This window comes from Streptomyces sp. NPDC096012, assembly GCF_040426375.1.
In the GTDB taxonomy this organism is placed as follows: Bacteria; Actinomycetota; Actinomycetes; order Streptomycetales; family Streptomycetaceae; genus Streptomyces.
Window position 1 is genome coordinate 122,731 of sequence record NZ_JBEOTD010000013.1, and the last position, 13,545, is coordinate 136,275.

The 13,545-nt window shown below is 73.3% G+C and carries 14 protein-coding genes and 1 pseudogene; 8 read left to right on the forward strand and 7 right to left on the reverse strand.

Annotation, left to right across the window (positions count from 1 at the left end; all coding sequences use genetic code 11):
- Positions 1–117 precede the first annotated feature (117 nt).
- The gene (locus tag ABVB68_RS15840; RefSeq protein WP_353601656.1) at positions 118–873 is read left to right on the forward strand and encodes a thioesterase II family protein; all 756 of its coding nucleotides are present in this window, start codon (positions 118–120) and stop codon (positions 871–873) included.
- Positions 874–1,361: 488 nt separating this feature from the next.
- Here the strand turns inward: ABVB68_RS15840 and ABVB68_RS15845 are convergent, their stop codons facing one another.
- From ABVB68_RS15845 to ABVB68_RS15860, 4 genes are all read right to left on the reverse strand, one after another.
- Entirely contained in the window at positions 1,362–1,595 is a 234-nt protein-coding gene (locus tag ABVB68_RS15845; protein WP_217783217.1) for a DUF6213 family protein, read from the reverse strand.
- Between the two features lie 26 nt (positions 1,596–1,621).
- Positions 1,622–3,007, reverse strand: a complete 1,386-nt coding sequence (locus tag ABVB68_RS15850) for an NADP-dependent succinic semialdehyde dehydrogenase (RefSeq protein WP_353601658.1) — start codon at positions 3,005–3,007, stop codon at positions 1,622–1,624.
- Between the two features lie 82 nt (positions 3,008–3,089).
- Positions 3,090–3,611, reverse strand: coding sequence for an NUDIX hydrolase (locus tag ABVB68_RS15855; RefSeq protein WP_353601659.1), 522 nt, complete (start codon positions 3,609–3,611; stop codon positions 3,090–3,092).
- The gene (locus ABVB68_RS15860; protein WP_353601660.1) at positions 3,608–5,146 is read right to left on the reverse strand and encodes an ATP-dependent DNA ligase; all 1,539 of its coding nucleotides are present in this window, start codon (positions 5,144–5,146) and stop codon (positions 3,608–3,610) included. The genes ABVB68_RS15855 and ABVB68_RS15860 overlap by 4 nt, the downstream gene beginning before the upstream one ends.
- A gap of 191 nt (positions 5,147–5,337) precedes the next feature.
- Here ABVB68_RS15860 and ABVB68_RS15865 point away from each other — a divergent pair, with 191 nt between their 5' ends.
- From ABVB68_RS15865 to ABVB68_RS15890, 6 genes and pseudogenes are all read left to right on the forward strand, one after another.
- Entirely contained in the window at positions 5,338–5,922 is a 585-nt protein-coding gene (locus tag ABVB68_RS15865) for a helix-turn-helix domain-containing protein (RefSeq protein WP_353601661.1), read from the forward strand.
- Between the two features lie 444 nt (positions 5,923–6,366).
- Complete coding sequence (locus ABVB68_RS15870; RefSeq protein WP_353601662.1) at positions 6,367–7,338, forward strand: NADPH:quinone oxidoreductase family protein; 972 nt, start codon at positions 6,367–6,369, stop codon at positions 7,336–7,338.
- Positions 7,335–8,516 (forward strand): acyl-CoA dehydrogenase family protein, encoded by a 1,182-nt coding sequence (locus ABVB68_RS15875; RefSeq protein ID WP_353601663.1) that lies wholly within the window; start codon positions 7,335–7,337, stop codon positions 8,514–8,516. Before ABVB68_RS15870 ends, ABVB68_RS15875 begins: the two co-directional genes overlap by 4 nt.
- The gene (locus tag ABVB68_RS15880) at positions 8,513–9,595 is read left to right on the forward strand and encodes an acyl-CoA dehydrogenase family protein (RefSeq protein ID WP_353601664.1); all 1,083 of its coding nucleotides are present in this window, start codon (positions 8,513–8,515) and stop codon (positions 9,593–9,595) included. The genes ABVB68_RS15875 and ABVB68_RS15880 overlap by 4 nt, the downstream gene beginning before the upstream one ends.
- Positions 9,586–9,900, forward strand: a pseudogene (locus tag ABVB68_RS15885) (hypothetical protein); the annotation flags it as partial. The gene ABVB68_RS15880 and the pseudogene ABVB68_RS15885, both read left to right, overlap by 10 nt.
- Positions 9,901–10,001: 101 nt before the next feature.
- Entirely contained in the window at positions 10,002–10,196 is a 195-nt protein-coding gene (locus tag ABVB68_RS15890; RefSeq protein WP_353601665.1) for a hypothetical protein, read from the forward strand.
- Positions 10,197–10,211: 15 nt separating this feature from the next.
- Here the strand turns inward: ABVB68_RS15890 and ABVB68_RS15895 are convergent, their stop codons facing one another.
- Together ABVB68_RS15895 and ABVB68_RS15900 are read right to left on the reverse strand one after the other, a co-directional pair.
- Positions 10,212–11,384, reverse strand: coding sequence for a phosphodiester glycosidase family protein (locus ABVB68_RS15895; RefSeq protein ID WP_353601666.1), 1,173 nt, complete (start codon positions 11,382–11,384; stop codon positions 10,212–10,214).
- 140 nt (positions 11,385–11,524) lie between these two features.
- Positions 11,525–11,884 carry a DUF779 domain-containing protein gene (locus tag ABVB68_RS15900; protein ID WP_353601667.1) on the reverse strand — a complete coding sequence of 120 codons (360 nt, stop codon included), beginning with the start codon at positions 11,882–11,884 and terminating at the stop codon, positions 11,525–11,527.
- A gap of 186 nt (positions 11,885–12,070) precedes the next feature.
- On the opposite strand from ABVB68_RS15900, the gene ABVB68_RS15905 reads away from it, so the two are divergent.
- A complete protein-coding gene (locus ABVB68_RS15905) occupies positions 12,071–12,589 on the forward strand; it encodes a hypothetical protein (RefSeq protein ID WP_353601668.1) in 519 nt (172 codons plus the stop codon).
- 256 nt (positions 12,590–12,845) lie between these two features.
- On the opposite strand, the gene ABVB68_RS15910 is transcribed toward ABVB68_RS15905, so the two are convergent.
- Complete coding sequence (locus ABVB68_RS15910) at positions 12,846–13,484, reverse strand: DedA family protein (RefSeq protein ID WP_353601669.1); 639 nt, start codon at positions 13,482–13,484, stop codon at positions 12,846–12,848.
- Positions 13,485–13,545: the final 61 nt, after the last annotated feature.

Sequence of the window (13,545 nt, forward strand, 5' to 3'; positions counted from 1 at the left end):
TCGCTGGGCCAACGCCGGCCGTTTACGTCTGCCTGACAGCACACACCCGAGACCGCAATCGTCGGAGCAGGGTGTATCGGCGGTGATTCACTCGGAGATGGAAGACATGGTGGGAAGTTGAGAATTCGTCACGCTCCGCGGACCTCGTCCGAGATCTGGTTCCGCTGCCCCCGGCCCCTACCCGGTGCCCAGGCGCGGCTCGTCTGTTTCGCGCACGCGGGCGGCTCTGCCGCGGCCTTCCGCTCCTGGACCATGGGACCCGACGTCGAGGTGGTCGGTGTCCAGTATCCGGGCCGTGCCGATCGTTTCCGAGAACCGTTTCCCGAGAGTCTGGAACGGCTCGGCCGCGAGGTCGGCGAAGCGATCGCCACGCTGGACGAGCGCCCGACGGCCCTGTTCGGTCACAGCCTGGGCGCTCTGGTTGCCTACGAGGCGGCCCGTTGTCTCGAGGAGATCGGTCAGGCGCCCGTTCATCTGTTCGCCTCGGCGTGCCGTTCGCCGCAGATCGCCGAAAGCAGACCACCTGTCGCAGGGCTGGACGACGAGACCCTCGCCGCAGAACTGATGAAGATGGGAGGCACCGATGCTCTGGTCCTGGAGGATCTGGAGCTGCGCGATCTGGTCCTGCCCTATACACGCGCGGACTTCACCCTGTTCGAGGCTTACGCGCCGTCGGCGGAACCACTCGCAGTGACACCGGTTCTGGCGCTCAGCGCAATGTCCGACCCTTACGCGACCGGCGCGGAGATGGCCGGATGGTCGGAGGCCACGCAAGCCGGGTTCCGGATGGAGAGGTTCGCCGGAGACCACTTCTATCTGGTTGCGAGGCAGGAGGAGGTGCTCGCCACGCTCCGCGTCGCCCTGGGGGTGTAGGAGGGCCGGAAATCTTCCCCCTGCCAAGCCGGCCAGTGAGGCTGGCCGGCAGTAATGACTCCGGATCGCGTACCAGGTCGGCCCGTGCCTGTGACGGGCGCTCTTGCCGACGTCCAGGCCGAGGAGGACGCCCACGTCGTCGATGTCGTCCACCCCATCCTCCCGAACGGGGTTCATGCGGTACCGGCCAGGGCGTTGGCGTCGTATGCGCGCATCCACGTTGCGCGGACCTGCCGCCCGCAAGCGGCCAGGCATTGCGCCAGGCCAGGCGGTAGTCGGACCTCTCATCAGCGTCTCCGACGGCGCCTCCCAGGCCCGGTGACACCACCTCTCCAGCTCATCCGTTCGACAGGAGGGAACCGTCATATCGGGCCCGGAGGCCAGCGGTCCTCTTGCAGGACCACGGAAGACACGACGGGAGGGGCGAGTTGCTGGCCTCGGCCGGCACGCGCCCGCGGGCCCGGACGCGACCGGGTGACCTGGCCGACCTACGGCGCCCCGCTGCTGTGCGCGATGCAGGCGACGTCGATACGGTCCGCGAGCTTCGCCAGCTCGATGGTCAGGGCCGCCACCGTGTCCTCGTCGAGCCGCTGTTCCCCCGCTTCGACGAGATGCAGCCACCGCCCGCCCACGGTCCGCAGCAACTTACTCACGTCGGCCGCGGCCACCTGCAAGGTACCGCGGTCGTCGACGATCAGAGGCAGGGTCACTTCGCGGTTCACAAAAGGGGATGGTAGCCGCGGAGCCCTCAGGCACCCTGCCAAACCGTGGTGATGTTGCAGAACTCCCGGATTCCGTGCACGGACAGCTCACGTCCGTACCCCGACCGCTTCACCCCGCCGAACGGGAACGCCGGGTGCGAGGCGGTCATCCCGTTGACGTACACGCCGCCCGCCTCCAGATCCCGGGCGAACCGCTCCACCTCGTTCTCGTCCCGCGTCCAGACGTTCGAACTCAGACCGAACGGCGAGTCGTTGGCGATCAGGATCGCCTCGTCCAGGTCACCGGCCCGGTACAGCGTCGCGACCGGCCCGAACGCCTCCTCCCGGTGGATGCGCATCTCCCGGGTGATGCCGGCGAGCACGGTCGGCGGGTAGTACCAGCCGGGTCCGTCCGGACGCCGGCCGCCGCACAGCACCTCGGCCCCGGCGCGCCTGGCGTCGTCCACCAGCTCCTCCAGGTCGCTGCGCCCCTGCTCGCTGGCGAGCGGCCCGACCTCGGTGTCCTCCTCCAGCGGGTCGCCGATCCTGAGGGCCTTCATGCCCGCGACGAACCGCTCGGTGAAGGCGTCGTAGACGTCGGTGTGCACGATGAAGCGCTTGGCGGCGATGCACGACTGCCCGTTGTTCTGCACCCGCGCGGTCACCGCGACGGCCGCCGCCCGGTCGAGGTCGGCGGAGGGCATCACGACGAAGGGGTCGCTGCCGCCCAGCTCCAGCACCGTCTTCTTGATCATCTCACCCGCCGTGGCGGCGACGGCCCGGCCCGCGGGCTCGCTGCCCGTCAGGGTGGCCGCCCTGACCCGCTCGTCGCGCAGGACGTCGTCCACCGCGCCCGAACCGATCAGCAGTGTCTGGAAGCAGCCCTCCGGGAAGCCCGCCCGATGGAACAGGTCCTCCAGGTACAGGGCCGTCTGGGGCACGTTGGACGCGTGCTTGAGCAGGCCCACGTTGCCCGCCATCAGCGCGGGTGCGGCGAACCGGATCACCTGCCAGAGGGGGAAGTTCCAGGGCATCACCGCGAGCACCGGCCCGAGCGGGCGGTAGCGCACCCGCACCCGGGAGGCACCGGAGTCCCGCACGTCCGCCTCGGCGGGCTCCTCGTCGGCCAGCAGCCGCTCCGCGTTCCGCGCGTACCACCGCATCGCCTTGGCGCACTTCGCGGCCTCGGCGCGGGCCTGCTTGACCGGCTTGCCCATCTCGATGGTCATGACCCTGCCGATCTCCTGCTGGTCCTCGTCCAGCAGATCGGCGGCCTTTTCCAGCAGCCGGGCGCGCTCGGCGAACGTGGTCGTCCGGTAGGTGCGGAACGTGGCCTCGGCGAGCTGGAGCCGGCGCTCCAGCTCCTCCTCACCCATGGGCTCGTACGTCTTGAGCGTCTCGCCGTTCGCCGGGTTCACCGTCGCGATGGGCATGGCCGACCTCCCCTGATAACGGGCTGTGCTTCGACCTTCGCGCGCGGCACGGCCGGCCGCAACGCGTGGTCCGCTGTCCTGATCACTCGCCGTTCGGAGCGCCCCTTCCGGGGTGTCCCGGCGGCTCGTCCCAGACCGGGTGCTCCGCCAGCCGGTCGAGAAACGCCGCCTGGGCCGGGATGATCACCTCACGGGCCCGGTCCAGGGCGAACCAGGCCACCCGGTCCAGCTCCGGGAACTCCTGCCGGCGCCCGGACTTCGGCGGCCACTCCATGGTGAAGGTGCCGGGATCGATCGACTCCGGGTCGAGGTCCCCCTCGACCGCCCAGACCGTGACGATCTTGCCGTTCCGCTGCACGACCTCCCCGAGCGGTACGGCCGCCCCGTCGGGCGGCGCGAGCCCGAGCTCCTCCCGGAACTCCCGCCGGGCCGCCTCCCAGGCGGGCTCGTCCGGCTCGTACTCCCCCTTGGGCACGGTCCAGGCCCCGGCGTCCTTCTTCGCCCAGAGGGGGCCGCCCATATGGCCGAGCAGCACCTGGAGCCCCTCGTCGCCGTGCCGGAACACCAGAAGCCCCGCGCTCCGCTTCGCCGCACGCACCGTCATGGCCTGACCTCCGGGTGGGCCGCCAGCAGGGCCTCCACGGTATCGGCCTCCTCGGGCGGTTTGTCCTCGCGGTAGCGGACGACGCGGGCGAAGCGGAGGGTGACACCGGCCGGGTAGCGGGAGGAGCGCTGCAGACCGTCGTACGCGATCTCCAGGACGAGTTCCGGGCGGACCCGGACCACCTGGCCGTCGTCCTCGACCGAGAGCTCCAGCAGCCTCTCGGTCTGCCAGGCGAGCATGGAGTCGGTCATGCCCTTGAAGGTCTTGCCGAGCATGGCGAAGCCGCCGTCCCGATCACGGGCCCCCAGGTGCAGGTTGGAGAGCTTGCCGGTGCGGCGGCCGTGGCCCCACTCGGCGGCCAGCACCACCAGGTCCAGGGTGTGGACGGGCTTGACCTTCAGCCAGGAGGCACCGCGCCGGCCCGCGCTGTAGGGCGCGTCCAGCGCCTTGACCACGACGCCCTCGTGACCGCGGGCCAGGGTGTCGGCGAGGAAGCGTTCCGCCACCGGGACGTCGTGCGGCCCCGCGGCCACCGCGCGCCGGACCCGCATCGGTTCCGGCACCAGCCGGGCCAGCTCCGCGTGCCGCTCGGCGAAGGGCAGGTCGAGGAGGTCGCGGCCGTCAACGGAGAGGACGTCGAAGAAGACGGGCGAGACCGGGACCGCCCCGGCGGCCTTCGTCACGTCCGTCCGGGAGCCGACCCGGCCCGCCGTCTCCTGGAAGGACCGGGGCCGGCCCGCGGCGTCGAAGGAGATCACCTCGCCGTCCAGGATGAACCGGTCGCCCCGCAGGTCCATCGCGGCGGCGGTCACTTCGGGCAGCCGGTCGGTGATGTCGTCCAGGGTGCGGGTGTGCACGCGGACCGTGTCGCCGTCCCGGTGGACCTGGACCCGGATGCCGTCGAGCTTCTCCTCCACCGCACAGGCGCCCAGCTTCTCCACAGCCTCGGCGACCGAGGAGGCGCTGTGCGCCAGCATCGGCTGCACGGGCCGGCCGACGGTCAGCCGGAACCGGTCGAGGGATCCGGGCCCCTCGCCGAGCAGGGCCTGGGCCACCGTCTGCAGCGACCCGGCGAGCATCACCGCCCGCCGTACGTCCGCCGGGTCCGCGCCGGTCGCGCGGGCGAGCCCCTCCACGGCCACCGCGTCCAGCGCGCCCTGCCGGACCTCGCCGGTGAGCAGGCCGAGCAGGAAGCGCTGCTCCTCCTCGGTGGCGGCGCCCATCAGTTCGCCGACGAGCCGTGCCCGCTCGGCCTGGGAGCCGGGCCCGGCCACCTTGCCCAGCTCGGTGAGCCGGACGTCCACCTCCCGGACGGTGAGGCCGGGCTCGGCGGCGGGCGGCACCGGGCGGCCGAGCACCTTCCAGCCGACGCCGAGCCGGCCCTGCGGCAGCCGTCCGGCGAGATAGGGGATGACGATCGGCACGTCGTCCGCCTCCGCCTCCCGGAACAGCTCAGCGAGCAGTTCGGTCTTGCGGGACCGGGCCGCCGTGGCGGCCACCTCCCGGGACACCTGGGCGAGCCGGGTCAGCAGCATGCAGTCATGGTGCACCGGCCGCCCGGGGTCCACACCCCCGGGATCGTCCGGGCCGGTCACCCGGACGCCTCGCACCGGCGGTACGGGCCGGGCCCCTTGACGCTGACCTCGCGGGGACACCGGCCCCTTCGTCCGGGCGGGCCACCCGCTGCCGCGTTGACAAACGCCTTTGCCGAATCTGCAATGGGGTCATGAGTACCGACGACGTCCTCGCGGAGGTGGGTCCCCGGCTGCGGCGGATCCGCAAGGAGCGGGAGGTGACCCTGGCGGGGCTGTCCGAGGCGACCGGCATCTCCGTCAGCACCCTGTCCCGGCTGGAGTCCGGCCTGCGCAAGCCCAGCCTGGAACTGCTGCTGCCCATCGCCCAGGCCCACCAGGTCCCGCTGGACGAACTGGTCGGCGCCCCGCCGGTCGGCGACCCCCGGGTGCGGACCGAGCCCGTCCAGCGGCACGGCCGCACCTTCTGGCCGCTGACCCGCCAGCCCGGCGGTCTCCAGGCCTTCAAGGTCCGCGAACCCCGGCGCAAGGAGGAGCCCGAGCCGCGCACCCACGAGGGGTACGAGTGGCTGTACGTGCTCTCCGGGCGGCTGAGGCTGGTCCTCGGTGAGCACGACGTCGTGCTGTCGCCGGGGGAGGCTGCCGAGTTCGACACGCGGGTGCCGCACTGGTTCGGGTCGACGGGTGAGGGGCCGGCGGAGTTCCTGAGCCTGTTCGGACCGCAGGGGGAGCGGATGCACGTACGGGCGCGGCCGGCACGTCGCGGCCGCGCGGAGTGATCCCGGCCGCGGCCACGGCCTGCGCCGTACCGCCGGGCCCGTGACGTGCCACCCCGTCGGGCCGGCGGCACGGGCCGCCCTGCCGGGTCGGCGGCACGGGCCGCCCCGCGTCGGGTCGGCGGGCCGGTAAGGGTCGCCCTCCACCGTGCCGACGGGCAGGTGAGGGGGCACCCGGTCCTCGTGCGGACCGGCAGGTGACGGGGCACCCGGCCCCCGTGCGGACTGGCAGATGACGGGGCACCCGGTCCTCGTGCGGACCGGTAGGTGACGGGGCGCCCGGTCCTCGTGCCGACGGGCAGGTGAGGGGGCACCCGGCCCCCGTGCCGGCGGCCGCTGACGGGCCCAGGCGATGATCGGCTTGGTTCCGCTGTTCCCTGATGGGCAAGCGACCGCTTAGTATGCCGTCGGACCCGGTCAGACGAAGCAGTCCCGTGGAGGCCCCGCATGCAGGCATGGCAAGTGCACGAGAACGGCGAGCCGAGCGAGGTGATGCGCCTCGCGGAGGTGGAGCGGCCCACGCCCGCCGACGGCCAGGTCCTGCTGCGCGTACGGGCCGCCAACGTCAACTTCCCGGACGCGCTGCTGTGCCGGGGCCAGTACCAGGTGCGTCCACCGCTGCCCTTCACCCCCGGCGTGGAGATCTGCGGCGAGACCGAGGACGGCCGCCGGGTGATCGCCAACCCCGCGCTGCCGCACGGCGGTTTCGCCGAGTACGCCCTCGCCGACGCCCGCGCCCTGCTGCCCGCCCCCGACTCGCTGGACGACGCCGAGGCGGCGGCGCTGCACGTCGGCTACCAGACGGGCTGGTTCGCGCTGCACCGCCGGGCACGCCTGGAAGCGGGGGAGACCCTGCTCGTGCACGCCGCCGCGGGTGGCGTCGGCAGTGCCGCCGTGCAGCTCGGCAAGGCGGCGGGGGCCACCGTGATCGGTGTGGTCGGCGGTGCGGAGAAGGCCGCCGTGGCCCGGGAACTGGGCTGTGACGTGGTCGTCGACCGGCGTGCCGAGGACGTGGTCGCCGCCGTGAAGGAGGCCACCGGCGGCCGCGGCGCCGACGTGATCTACGACTCCGTCGGGGGCGCGGCCTACGCCCAGTCCGCCAAGCTGGTCGCCTTCGAGGGCCGGATCGTCGTCGTCGGCTTCGCGAGCGGCACCATCCCGAGCCCCGCCCTCAACCACGCCCTGGTGAAGAACTACTCGATCCTCGGCCTGCACTGGGGCCTGTACAACAGCAAGAACCCGAAGCTCGTCCTGCGGTGCCACGAGCAGCTCACCGAGCTGGCCGCGCGGGGCGCGATCAAGCCGCTGGTGAGCGAGCGGGTATCACTGGAGGGCGCCGCCGCGGCCGTGCAGCGGGTCGCCGACGGCGTGACCACCGGCCGGATCGCCGTCCTCCCGCGGAAGGGAGCCGTGGCATGACCGACGCCGAGGAACTGCGCGACCGCACCAGGGAGTTCCTGGCGGCGCACCCGCCCGCCGGAACGGACCGCCTGGACTTCCTCCGGGCCCGCTTCGACGCCGGCCTGGCCTGGGTGCACTACCCGGAGGGGCTCGGCGGCCTGGGAGCCCCGCGTTCCCTGCAGGTCGTCGTGGACGCCGAGCTCCAGGCCGCGGGAGCGCCCGACAACGACCCCCGGCGCATCGGCATCGGCCTCGGCATGGCCGCGCCGACCGTCCTGCGCTACGGCACCGAGGAGCAGAAACGCCGCTACCTGCGCCCCCTGTGGACCGGGGAGGAGGTCTGGTGCCAGCTCTTCAGCGAGCCCGGCGCCGGATCGGACCTGGCCGCGCTGGGCACGCGTGCCGTGCGTGAGGGCGACGACTGGGTGGTCAACGGGCAGAAGGTGTGGACGTCGAGCGCACACGTGGCGCGCTGGGCCATCCTGATCGCCCGCACCGACCCGGACCTGCCCAAGCACCAGGGCATCACCTACTTCATCTGCGACATGACCGACCCCGGCGTCGAGGTGCGCCCGCTGCGGCAGATCACCGGCGAGGCCGAGTTCAACGAGGTCTTCCTGACCGACGTCCGCATCCCCGACTCCCGCCGCCTCGGCGAGACCGGCGACGGCTGGCGGGTCGCCCAGACCACGCTGATGAACGAGCGCGTCTCCATCGGCGGCATGCGCCTGCCCCGCGAGGGCGGCATGATCGGCCCGGTCGCGAGGACCTGGCGGGAACGCCCCGAACTGCGCACCCACGACCTGCACCAGCGCCTCCTCGGGCTCTGGGTGGAGTCCGAGGTCTCCCGCCTCACCGCCGAACGCCTGCGCCAGCAGCTCGTCGCGGGCCAGCCCGGCTACGAGGGCTCCGGGACCAAGCTCGCCTTCGCCCGCCTGAACCAGGAGATCAGCGGCCTGGAGGTCGAACTCCTCGGCGAGGAGGGCCTGGCGTACGACGACTGGACCATGCGCCGCCCCGAGCTGGTCGACTTCACCGGCCGCGACGCCGGGTACCGCTATCTGCGCTCCAAGGGCAACAGCATCGAGGGCGGGACCAGCGAGGTCCTGCTGAACATCGTCGCCGAGCGCGTCCTCGGCCTGCCCGCCGAGCCGCGCACCGACAAGGACGTCGCCTGGAAGGACCTGGCCCGATGAGCACACAGCCGGATCTCCTCTACTCCGAGGAGGAAGAGGCGCTGCGCGCCGCCGTCCGCGACCTGCTCACGGACCACTGCTCCGCGGCCGACGTGATCACCCGCGCCGAGTCGGACGCCCCGCACGACCTCGCGCTGTGGAAGTCCCTCGCCGCCACCATGGGCCTGGCCGGCCTGCTGGTGCCGGAGGAACTGGGCGGCCAGGGCGCGTCCCACCGCGAGGTCGCCGTGGTGCTGGAGGAGCTGGGGCGGGCGGTCGCTCCCGTGCCGTACCTCACCAGCGCCGTGGTGGCCACCGAGGCACTGCTCGCCTGCGGTGACGCGGATCTGCTCGGACAGCTGGCCTCCGGGCGGACCATCGGCGCCCTCGCGGTCGCACTGCACTCGGCCCCGGGCGCCCCCGTGAAGGCCGCGCGCGCCCGGAACGGCACGCTGCACGGCGAGTTGACCGGCGTCGCGGACGCCGTCGCCGCCGACGTGCTGCTCGTCCCGGCCGACGACGGCGGCCTGTACGCCGTGGCCGCGGACGCCGTGACGATCACCCCGCAGGTCTCCCTGGACCTGACCCGACCGCTCGCCACCGTCACCCTCGACGGCGCGGCCGGCCGCCGCGTCGGCGACGCCGAACCCGCCGTCCGCCGGGCCCTGCGCGCCGCCGCCGGACAGCTGGCGTCCGAGCAACTCGGCCTGAGCGACTGGGCGTTGACCGAGACGATGCGGTACCTGAAGGAGCGCAAGCAGTTCAACCGGCCGGTCGGCGGCTTCCAGGCCGTCAAGCACCGGCTCGCCCAGCTGTGGCTGGAGGTCGTGAACCTCCGCGCCGCCGCGCGTGCCGCCGCCGACGCGCTGGCGACCGGCGAGGACGCCGATGTCACGGTCGCCGTCGCCCAGGCCTACGCGGCGCCCGTCGCCGTCCACGCCGCCGAGGAGGCGCTGCAACTGCACGGCGGGATCGGCATGACCTGGGAGCACCCGGTCCACCTGTACCTCAAACGGGCCAAGGCCGACTCGATCGCCTACGGCACGGCCGGGGCGCACCGCTCGGCACTGGCCGAACTGGTCGACCTCCAGGCACCCTGACCCACCACGGTGAAGCCCGCCCCGCTTCCGGGGCGGGCTTTTCCGCGCCCGCCCCGGTGAAGTGGATGAACTTCACCGGGGCGGGCGACGGCCCCTTCCCGGCCGCACACAGGCAGAAACCGCGAGGCATCATTGCCGCCGCCCACGCCCGCGGGCGGCGCGTCCGGTTCTGGGCGACCCCGGACACGGCGGGACCGGCCCGCGACGCCCTGTGGGCCGAGCTGCTCGCCGGGGGCGTCGATCACCTCGACACCGACGACCTCGCCGGCCTGGATGCCTTCCTCGACGCCCATCCGTTCGGGTAACACCACACGAACGGAGGACACGTCAGCCGCCCGGCGGAACCCTCCGCTACGCGACACTTGCGGCCGAACGCCGCTCACGAGGCGTGGCGGAGGAGGTTCCGATGACCATTTCCATCTCTGTGGTGCTGCTGCTCCTGATCCTGGCAGTGGTCTTCATGCGCAACGGCGCGCTGAAGGTCTCCCACGCCCTGGTCTGCATGCTGCTCGGTTTCTACCTGGCCTGCACGAGCATGGCGCCCACCATCCACAGCGGACTCACGGCGACCGCCGACCTGGTGAGCCGACTGCGGCCCTGAGGCCGCGGGGTCGCGTCAGCCGGCCGAGAAGACCCCGATGCCGTTCGGGACCGGGCGCTCGGCGCCGCCGCTCGGATGGTTGCGCACCGTCACCGCGGTGGCGTCCGCGTCCCGGGCGACCATCTCCGTCGAGCCGCCGCCGTCGAGGTTGAACGCGTCGGACGCCCCCAGGGTCCGCATGGTGTCCGCCTCCTCCGCGACAGTCATGCCGGTCCGGTAGGCCGCCGCTCCGTCCAGCGCCAGGATCAGCAGCTGCCGGCCGCCGGACCGGAAGCCGACGACCGTGCGCACCGCCGAGGTGGCGTCGTCCAGTCCGGACAGCGGCGTGCCGTCGCGCAGGACGGGGAACCCACCGATCGCGAACGTGTACGGCACCCCGGAGGTGGCCGCCACCAAGGTGTGGGTGACGGTCACCGGGTCGCCGACCCCGAGGGCCCGCAGCTGTCGCGCGCCCTCCTCGCGGCCCACCAGGACCGTGGTGTCCGCGGGGATCGAGCCGCTGCCCGGGTCGCCGGACTCGGAGACCACACGGCCGTCGCGCACCTTCACCTCGTAGGTGTCGGTGCTGCACGGTGCCGACCGCTGGGTGTCGGTGCCGCAGACGGCGCGCTCCCGGGAGGCGCTGCCCCACTTCGCGGTGAAGGCGCCGACGGAGTTCTGCGGGAGCGCGTACTGGTTGAGTCCCTGCAAGGGCAGCTTGCCCTGCGGTGTGTCCACGGAGCCGGCGAGCGCGAGGCGGTCCAGGCGGGCCCGCCGGTCGGTGCCGACGCCGAACACCTCCTGGGTGTTCGTGCCGGGTGGCAGCGCGGGCCCGAACCGCTGACCCTTGGGTACCGCGGCCTTGAGCACCTGCCCGTCCGCGACGGCCGGCCCGACGGGCGCGCCGGTGGCCTCCACGCCCGGGTGCTGGGTCTCGGTGATGTTGAAGAAGTCGCCGTTGACCCCCGCCGTCGCCCCGGCCGAGTCCGCCAGCCGGGAGACGGTGGCCCGGGCGGCCACCGCACCCGGGTGCAGCAGGTCGACCCGCACGTGGGGATCGTCCAGGTCGACCGTGAGCAGATGGGCGTGCGCCGTACCCGCTGCCGCGTCGACGTCGAACTGCCGGTACGTGACTCCCGGCGCGATGCGCCGGCCCGCGGGCGCGGCATCGGCCGGGGCCGCACCCGTCAGGGCCGCACCTGCCAGCACGCCCCATGCCGTGACAACCGTGAGAACCGCTCTGCCCGCTGCCGAACGCCTGCGACGTCTCGTCACCGTGCCCCCTGATGTCTCGTCAACCGTCCCTGTTCGAAGGGCAGTGGACCAGACGGCGGCGGCCGGCGGGCTGACTAGGCGTCAACTACGCGAGAACGGGTGAGAAAACGCACCCCCTCGGGTGCCTCGAGGGAGAAGCCGCTGCCCCGCCCGGGTACGACGTCGACGATCAGCCGGGTGTGGCTCCACACCTCGTACTGGCTGCGGGACATCCAGAAGGTGACGGGCTCCTCGACGCCCTCCACAGCGAGCTCGGCGAGCAGCACGTCGGAACCGCCGGTGCGGAACTCGCCGTCCGGGTAGCACATGGGCGCGCTGCCGTCGCAGCAGCCGCCGGACTGGTGGAACATCAGCGGGCCGTGCTCGGCGCGCAGCCGGCGCACCAGCTCCGCGGCCTGCGGGGTCAGTTCGACGCGGGGGACTTCCTGTTCCATGGCACCGTCCTGGACAGCGGGGGCGTCGGGCCCGGCCCAGTCTCACGCATGGTCAGGAAGCCGTCCAGAAGGCGTCGTTCACGGCTCCGTCCGTCGGGGCGCGACCGCCGCACTGCCCTGGCCGTCGGTCGCGCGGCGGGAAGGCCGGACCGGTCCGGCCGGCCGGGCGCCTGCGAGGATGGGCGGATGCACCCCTCGTTCCTCGGCGAGCCCGAGCCCCGCGTCGTACCCGCCGGCGAGTACCCCCTGTGGGACGAGGCGCTGGCGGTGGTCAACCGGGACCTGGCGGCGACCCTGCCCGAGCAGGGCCCGCTGTGCCTGCGCGCCCTTCCGGGCTGGGGGGAGGGCGAGGACGAGGGCGAACAGATCTACGTGGCCCTCCCGGACGGCGACTGGCACGGTAACTCCCTCGGGCCGCAATCGTCCGCCCGCGGCGCCCTGGGAGCCCTGGGAGCCGTCGCCGAGGCCGCCCAGGACACCGTCATGGAGGTGCTGTGGCAGGCGTGGCCGGTGTGCACCCTGCATGGGCTCGGGGTGCATGTGGCCGAGGACGCCGGACGCGGGGTCTGGCGGTGCGCCGGCTCCTCGCGTCCGAACGACCCCGCGCACGTCCTCGCGGCCATAGGTGAGCTGGACACGGTCCACCGCCCGCGCCGCCCCGACCGCAAGCGCCGCCGGAGCCGCGAGGAGCGCCGGGCACATTGACCCGGCCCGTCCCGGCCGGGCACATTGACCCGGCCGGGACGGCACCGCGGCTACCGGCCTCTCCGCCGGGCGGCTGTGAGCGGTTCGGGTGGCTCAGCACGAAGACCCGACGACCCGGCCGGGAGGGCTCCCCGGGCAGCCGGCCCCCGCCGGACAGTTGGAAGGGGCCCCGGTGGCTCACGCGGGTCGCTGCTCCGGCCGCGGCGGCTCCGCCGGCGACCGGAGCCGCCGGGCGGCCGGCAGGAGTGCCGGTGGCTCAGGACGAGGACCGGTGCCGGTCGCGGCGGGACCGCCAGGCCTCGATCAGCAGGGGCAGCAGCGACACGACGACGACCACGCCGACCAGGGGCAGCAGATAGTCGTCCACCTGCGGGACGGAGGCGCCGAGGGTGTACCCGGCGAGGACCAGCGTCTGCGACCACAGGACACCGCCCAGGGCCTGCCAGAGCGTGAAGGGCCGCACGGGCACCCCGAGCGCACCGGCGACCGGGTGCAGGACCGTCCGCAGCACCGGCACGAACCGGCCGATCACCAGCGCCTTGCCGTAGCCGTACCGGGCCAGCAGTGCCTCGGCCCGCGCCGCCGCCTCCTTCACCCGGCGGCGGGACGTGCGCGCCAGCACCGCCCGCCCGCCGTGCCGTCCGATCAGATACCCGACCTGCCCCCCGGCCACCGCCCCCACCGCCGCGCACACCAGCACCTGCCACAGCGACAGCCGCGGCTCCTGCTGTGCGGTGCTCGCGCACAGCACACCGGCGGGGAAGAGCAAGGTGTCACCCGGCAGGAAGAAGCCGACGACCAGCAGACCGGACTCGGCGAAGATCACCACCAGGACACCCAGCGCGCCGAAGGCGGCCAGTACCGAAGCGCTGTCCAGCGGATTGACGGCGATCACCGGCCGAGCCTCCTGGCCTTCTCGCTGAGCTGCTCGCGCCACCGGCGGCGCGCCCACCGGC

What these genes read in the sequence shown, in the direction of transcription:
- ABVB68_RS15890 (WP_353601665.1), top strand. Translation starts at nt 10,002, where the DNA reads ATGACCATTTCCATCTCTGTGGTGCTGCTGCTCCTGATCCTGGCAGTG.
- ABVB68_RS15880 (WP_353601664.1), top strand. Translation starts at nt 8,513, where the DNA reads ATGAGCACACAGCCGGATCTCCTCTACTCCGAGGAGGAAGAGGCGCTG.
- ABVB68_RS15900 (WP_353601667.1), bottom strand. Translation starts at nt 11,884, where the DNA reads ATGGAACAGGAAGTCCCCCGCGTCGAACTGACCCCGCAGGCCGCGGAG.
- ABVB68_RS15860 (WP_353601660.1), bottom strand. Translation starts at nt 5,146, where the DNA reads ATGCTGCTGACCCGGCTCGCCCAGGTGTCCCGGGAGGTGGCCGCCACG.
- ABVB68_RS15850 (WP_353601658.1), bottom strand. Translation starts at nt 3,007, where the DNA reads ATGCCCATCGCGACGGTGAACCCGGCGAACGGCGAGACGCTCAAGACG.
- ABVB68_RS15905 (WP_353601668.1), top strand. Translation starts at nt 12,071, where the DNA reads ATGCACCCCTCGTTCCTCGGCGAGCCCGAGCCCCGCGTCGTACCCGCC.
- ABVB68_RS15870 (WP_353601662.1), top strand. Translation starts at nt 6,367, where the DNA reads ATGCAGGCATGGCAAGTGCACGAGAACGGCGAGCCGAGCGAGGTGATG.
- ABVB68_RS15865 (WP_353601661.1), top strand. Translation starts at nt 5,338, where the DNA reads ATGAGTACCGACGACGTCCTCGCGGAGGTGGGTCCCCGGCTGCGGCGG.
- ABVB68_RS15875 (WP_353601663.1), top strand. Translation starts at nt 7,335, where the DNA reads ATGACCGACGCCGAGGAACTGCGCGACCGCACCAGGGAGTTCCTGGCG.
- ABVB68_RS15855 (WP_353601659.1), bottom strand. Translation starts at nt 3,611, where the DNA reads ATGACGGTGCGTGCGGCGAAGCGGAGCGCGGGGCTTCTGGTGTTCCGG.